This window comes from bacterium (genome assembly GCA_037131655.1).
Lineage (GTDB): Bacteria > Armatimonadota > Fimbriimonadia > Fimbriimonadales > JBAXQP01 > JBAXQP01.
This window is the reverse complement of record JBAXQP010000176.1, coordinates 1-5,879: the sequence shown is the minus strand read 5'-3', so window position 1 is coordinate 5,879 and position 5,879 is coordinate 1. Positions and strand designations below refer to the sequence as shown.

At 49.2% G+C, this 5,879-nt stretch carries 6 protein-coding genes; 2 read left to right on the top strand and 4 right to left on the bottom strand.

Annotated elements, in window-relative coordinates:
* A partial coding sequence (gene hemW, locus WCO51_08865; GenBank protein ID MEI6513370.1) for a radical SAM family heme chaperone HemW occupies nucleotides 1–988 on the top strand: 988 nt, incomplete at its 5' end.
* Here the strand turns inward: hemW and WCO51_08860 are convergent.
* The gene (locus WCO51_08860; protein MEI6513369.1) at nucleotides 983–2,710 is read right to left on the bottom strand and encodes an FAD-dependent oxidoreductase; all 1,728 of its coding nucleotides are present in this window, start codon (nucleotides 2,708–2,710) and stop codon (nucleotides 983–985) included. The two genes, hemW and WCO51_08860, sit on opposite strands and share 6 nt — an antisense overlap.
* Nucleotides 2,711–2,786: 76 nt before the next feature.
* Here WCO51_08860 and WCO51_08855 point away from each other — a divergent pair, with 76 nt between their 5' ends.
* Nucleotides 2,787–3,263 (top strand): hypothetical protein, encoded by a 477-nt coding sequence (locus WCO51_08855; GenBank protein ID MEI6513368.1) that lies wholly within the window; start codon nucleotides 2,787–2,789, stop codon nucleotides 3,261–3,263.
* A 44-nt stretch (nucleotides 3,264–3,307) separates the two neighbouring features.
* Here WCO51_08855 and WCO51_08850 read toward each other — a convergent pair whose 3' ends face one another.
* The 3 genes from WCO51_08850 to WCO51_08840 all read right to left on the bottom strand — a co-directional run bounded on the left by WCO51_08850 (nucleotide 3,308) and on the right by WCO51_08840 (nucleotide 5,603).
* Nucleotides 3,308–3,919, bottom strand: a complete 612-nt coding sequence (locus WCO51_08850; protein MEI6513367.1) for a 50S ribosomal protein L25 — start codon at nucleotides 3,917–3,919, stop codon at nucleotides 3,308–3,310.
* A 91-nt stretch (nucleotides 3,920–4,010) separates the two neighbouring features.
* On the bottom strand, nucleotides 4,011–4,547 hold the full coding sequence (locus WCO51_08845; GenBank protein ID MEI6513366.1) for an NUDIX hydrolase: 537 nt from the start codon (nucleotides 4,545–4,547) through the stop codon (nucleotides 4,011–4,013).
* A gap of 12 nt (nucleotides 4,548–4,559) precedes the next feature.
* Nucleotides 4,560–5,603: a DUF3866 family protein gene (locus tag WCO51_08840; GenBank protein MEI6513365.1), complete on the bottom strand. Its 1,044-nt coding sequence runs from the start codon at nucleotides 5,601–5,603 to the stop codon at nucleotides 4,560–4,562.
* Between the last annotated feature and the right edge of the window lie 276 nt (nucleotides 5,604–5,879).

Sequence of the window (5,879 nt, the reverse complement as noted above, 5' to 3'; positions counted from 1 at the left end):
TGTGCCGAGTATCTTTTTCGGCGGGGGGACGCCCACTGTTTTGAGTGGGGAACAATTAGCCCGCATTCTTCAAGCCATAAACAATAATTTTACCGTAGAAAATGAGGTTGAAATTACCGCTGAGGCTAATCCGGGGACGGTGGATTTAAGCAAGCTCCAATCTATGCGAAAGGCCGGGTTTAATCGCTTGAGCTTTGGGGTGCAGTCGTTCGATGATGAGGAGCTAAAACGAATTGGGCGAATTCATTCCTCCCAGGAAGCAGTTGAGGCGGTGGAATTGGCTCGATCGGCGGGATTTGATAATCTTAATCTCGATCTTATATTCGGCCTGCCTGAGCAGACTTTGAGCCTTTGGGAGAGCAATATAAAGCAGGCAATCGACCTTGCCCCCGAACACCTCGCACTTTATGACCTCATATTGGAACCTAATACGGCCTTTTATAAACGATCGAAGCGTGGCACGCTCAAATTGCCCGCTGAAGACGACGAGATGTCGATGTTTGAAACCTCTATACTCATGGCTCCGCAGGCGGGTTATGAGCAGTATGAAGTATCCAATTATGCCAAGAGTGGCTGCCAGTGCCGCCACAATTTAGTCTATTGGCATAATAAAGAGTATATTGGCTTCGGTCCTGGGGCGGTTTCTTATGTGGATAATATTCGTTGGAAGAATCTCAAGCATCCTCGCCGCTATATAGATAGAATGGCAAGTGGGCAAAGTATTGTGGGTACAAAGGAATCACTTTCGCGAATGGAATCATTAGGCGAAACCATCATGCTCGGTCTTCGCCTCACATCAGGTATTCAAGTCTCCGAATTAGAAGCCCGCTATGACCTCCCTGTTCGCAAAATAATCGAACCGGTAATAGGCAAAGAAATGCACCGCGGTCACCTCGAATACGACGGCAACAACCTGCGCCTCACCCATTCCGGTCTACTGTTTGCTAACGATGTCACCAACGAGTTTTTGGCAGTTATCCAGCTATAGATCAAATCCCAAGTCCATCGCTGCATATCTTCGAGGCATGTCGGTTAGGTCTTTGTTTCCCCAAATTAAAGCTTCTTCAAGGGTTAGCGGGTCGTCCGGTCTGAAGCGGAGGTCGGGAGCGGGGTCTTTTTTGAAACGGCCTTCTATGGCAAGCTGTTGGATAATCGAGAATACTTCATCGCCTATGGGGACATCGACGTACCAATACAGCGGCGCGCCCCAGGCTAAGAGAGTGCGCTGGAGGTCTTTGACCTTAGAGCGATCTTCGTAGATAGCTTTTAACGAGGCGGTTTCTTCCAGACTGAAGTGCGCAATCGTTCCTGCTGCTTGGCCGATGGCCCATTCTACTGGGTGTAATCGGTAGCAACCGTTGGAAAGATGGGTAGTGCCGATGTTTTTGCAGGCTGGGATTAAATTTTCGATGCGCACTGGGATAAGGGCGCCTAATGGGATTTGGAAGGGGCGGGTAGGCCAATAACGTCCCGGATCACCTGTTGCCGAACGATGGCAATCAAGGTTGTACCAGCCGATACCAACTGTATCCCAACATTCTTTAGCGCGTGGGCCGGGGTTGAGTAGATTGCCGTTGCCATCCCTGACGACCACATCCTGCTCCTTTATCGTATCCAATGTCTTCATTCTTCGCGATTCTCGGAAGTAAGCGGTTTTGGAGATGCCGTCGTCGGTTCCTAATAGGTCTTTTCGGAGCTTTAACTCGGGATAACCGAAGCCCTTGCCATCACTGCGAGGAGCTTCCGTTTGCATCCAATAGAGGTAGCCAAGGGAGGCTCGGCGGGCTTCAGCCAGAACTCGCGCAGCTTCTTCAGGTGATTTACCAAGCGCAGCCGGGCCGCGATAATCATTACTGGCAGTGTTTATTAAGCACACATCAAACGGGATGCTCGCGTCATCGAAGTTCTCTGCAGCGAGCAGTCGCCGGTAGGTCCAAAGCGACCACTGGCCTTCAAAAAGGTCCTCGATTACGTTGTCTTTGAAGCTGTATCGTTGTAGCGTTTTGAGCGCCTCATAGTCGATGGGCTTTTCGATCGTGTGGTTATCGCCTGGCCGCCATTCGACGATGAAAGGGAAAGTAAAGCTTTGGATGCAGTCGGGATCGGGCGTATCGTAGGCATCGGGTTCGCCGGTCTCCGCTTTGCTTTCGCGTCCCAGCACATACTCAGCATCAGCAAGGGGCAGCAGATCACCAAGCTCGGTGGCGTCAATAAAGCAACTAGCCTTGACCTTAATGACTTCTTCCGTTGAGCCGGCAAGTCGAATTAAGGCTGACTCAATCCGGTCGCCTTGCATTTTGAGTTCGATAACCTGGGCGAAATATATTATGTCCAACTTATCTTTTAAGGGAGCCAACATCTCTTTGATTTTCGCGACCGCGACAGTCGGCTCGAATGCACATTTTGTGACCCAACAGTTGCCGGGGTTGAATTCGGGTCTGTCATAAGCTCGCGGGGCAAGCCGGTACTCGCGGGCATAATGCTGCCGGATGGCATTTCGAAGCTGATAATAGCTTTGTGTGGCGCCGAAATACTCGATATGGGGGTGCTCATCCAGCGCCGATACTCCTTGAGCCGTTAATTGACCGCCCAGCCAATCAGTTTCCTCAAGAAGAATCACTTTACTTCCTAAATGAGCCGCATGCAGGGCTGCAGCCGTACCGCCAGTCCCACCACCGGCAATTAAAATGTCGCAATTAAGTTCGCGCATATTTTTCCTTTAATTTCATACTTGCCGTTATTGTACCAATCTGATACACTATTTGTAATTGGACAAGGAGGCTCGTATGCGATTTCAAGATTATGTCATCCAAACTACCGAACGCGCAGTGGAAGACCTGTTTCGAACTGCCAGAGCGGTTCCAGAGGATAAACTGAATTGGAAACCGATGGATAACGGCCGTAGCACTTTGAGTATTTTGCAAGAGTGCGCGCAATTCCCTCTTATCGCAGTGCCAATGCTTCTAACTCGTCAGATGCCGCCTTTTACACATGATGTGATGGTAAAAGCCATCGAAGAGCGAAGCAAGTGGGAGACGTTGGAGGAATGTGAAGAAATTTGCCGTAATAACAGCGAAGAGTTGTATAAGGCTATCCGCGAGTTCCCCGACTCAGATCTTCAGCATACCATCGTGCTTCCCTTCGGCGGAGGCATGGTGCGCTCGATGGCCGATATTATGATGATGCATTATTGGAACACAACTTATCACTTCGGCCAACTCAACTACCTTCAAACGCTGCTTGGCGATAAAGAGATGCACTAATAAAAAAGAGTTCCGGCAACTTGCCGGAACTCTTTGAAATATTATTATTCGGCAGCAGGGGTCACAGCAGGAGCTTCAGCTTCTGTTGTCTCTTCAGTTCTTGCCTTAGGAAGTGTTAGAGTCGCGATAACTGTTTCGGGAGGAGTGTTAGAAACCGCGCCTTCGGGTAGGACGATGTCGGATATATGGAGCGCGTGGTCTAATTCCATCTCTGAGACATCAACTTCGATATGCTCCGGCGCTGAGGTGGCTTGAATGGTTACGTCAATATGCTCGAATGTTTGGAGAAGCATACCGGCTCCAGTTGCAACTGCTTTTGGCGTACCCACTAAGACCACAGGAATGGTCATGTGAATTCGCTGCTTTTGCGTCACTTCCTGGAAGCTGACATTCAATAATTTGTGGCTAATTGGATGACGCTGAATCTCACGGGCGATACAAAGGAACTTGCCTCCCGCCTCCGTATCTTCAACAAGCTCAACAACACCGGAGGTGCCGACAGCTCGTAGAGCTATGGCTAAATCCGTTGCTTTGGCTTGTAAGGATAAGGCGTCTTTATCTTGTCGGCTGAGCGCAATCGGGATGAACCCTTCATTACGCATAACCTTTGGTTTGTTACCTGTTCTCTCGAAAACTGGAATTTGTGGACGATCCATAAAATTCGCTCCTTCCTGCTCGGACATGTAAATATTTTATTATAACCCTGATACTATGACACAAAACGTCCTGTTTCTGCTTGATAGACAGTTACTTGTCGAGAATTCTAAGTGTCATCAACAACCCTGCGATGGTTTTGGCGTCCTTAATTTGCTTTTTTTGTATCATCGAGTAGATGTCTGAGATTTTGACCTCCAACACTTCGATGAATTCATCCCCTTCTGTATTCTGCTTGGTTTTTCGAAGATCTTGGGCGAGGAAGACGTGGAGCACTTCCTGTGAATAGCCAGGGGCGAGGTATTGGCTGAAGAGCGGTTCGATTTTACCGGCAACATAACCGGTTTCTTCTTCAAGTTCACGGGCGGCACAGATTTCGACGGCTTCACCTGGTTCAAGAGTTCCGGCGGGGATTTCAATCAACACATCATCTACGGCTCGGCGGTATTGGCGAACCATCAGGACTTTATCTAAGCCAAGAAGCGGCACAATAGCGACGGCGCCGCGATGCTCGACAACCTCACGGGTAGTAGTGCGGCCATCGGGTACTTGGACGGTATCCACTCGCAAACTGACTACACGACCTTTATAGATTTCCTCTGATTTGATAAGAGTTTCTTTTAGGTTCATAAATAATCACCTTTATTCCAAAACAAGACCGGCAGCCAGGCAGGCTTTAAAGAAGGCCGGGTCATCTTTAGGCGTTCGACCCATTGTGGAAAGGGGTAGACCGGACATTATAAGCTCCTCGAAAACGCCATCGGTATCTACTACTCGAATGTCATGCGTCTCGGTTAGACAACTATCTTTGATTTCGGTAAGAATTGACTGCATTTGTTCTTTCGGAAGACTGGGCAAAGGTATCAGGCAGCGAGAAAGGGCGATTTGCTTTAGAACCGTAATCGAATGATGGCTGATACCAACGTGCCTTTGTCGCTTATCGGCAAAGCCAATTCTAAGACAGCAGATAGGCTTGCCTTCAAGACTGGCAGTCGCATTGAGTGTCTGTCCCTGATCTACTGCTGAAAATCCCCACGGAGTGCCCGTTCCAACATTTCCCGGTCCTTGTGAAACAATAATCACATCCGCTTTGAGCGCACATTTGGCTAAGAGCAATGCGCTATAGACATTCACAGCTTCAATATCACCGCCAAAGGCTTGACCGCATGTAATAACGCCCGACAGCATTCCAGCCTCTTTTAGCGCTGGTACTAGCTTACTAAACCCAAGAGGAAGGGAAGCGGTGTCGGTCATAACGTAAGCGATTATGGCATTAGGGCGAATAGAACGAACGGCAAAGGCGACGGAGGCAATTTGGCTGTGGAGGCAGCAAGCGATTACAGGTGTCCCGTCCAAACCCTCAGGCATAAGGTCGGCATATTTCTCTTCACCGGCCTGCATCCCGAATTGAAGGGGAGTGTAACGCAGCTTCATTAAATGCCCATTCGTCTGCGTTGGTACATCCTGGCGGTCGATATGAATAACGAAATCAAACCCACCCGTGCCAAGGTTAAGAGCCGTGGCGGTTGTGTTGAGGATAACTCTATCGCCGACCTTCACTATGCCGGTTAGCGCCGGATAGTTTATGGCGTATCGGTGTTCGTTATCGGCCACCACTTCTATTTCCTGTGCGCCTGTTCGATCTGCTATTACTTGTTCGACAATTCCTGATTTCTTGATAATCATCTGTTTGTGTTTTTAACGAATTTTGAAATAGGCAATTAGCTTAAGGGAAGTCGTGCCGACCACCACATGAATCAATTCTGCCTCTTCTTAAGTTTAACATGTGGATTATTGATGTGTCTAGAAAAAAAAGAAACAGGGACTTCCCTAAGGAAGTCCCTGCGCTTTCAAAAAAGCAAACTGGTAGGGTTTACCAGCGGCTACCGCCGCCGCCGCCGCCACCGCTGCTACGACCGCCGCCGCCGCCGCCATAGCCACCGCTGCTACGACCGCCACCGC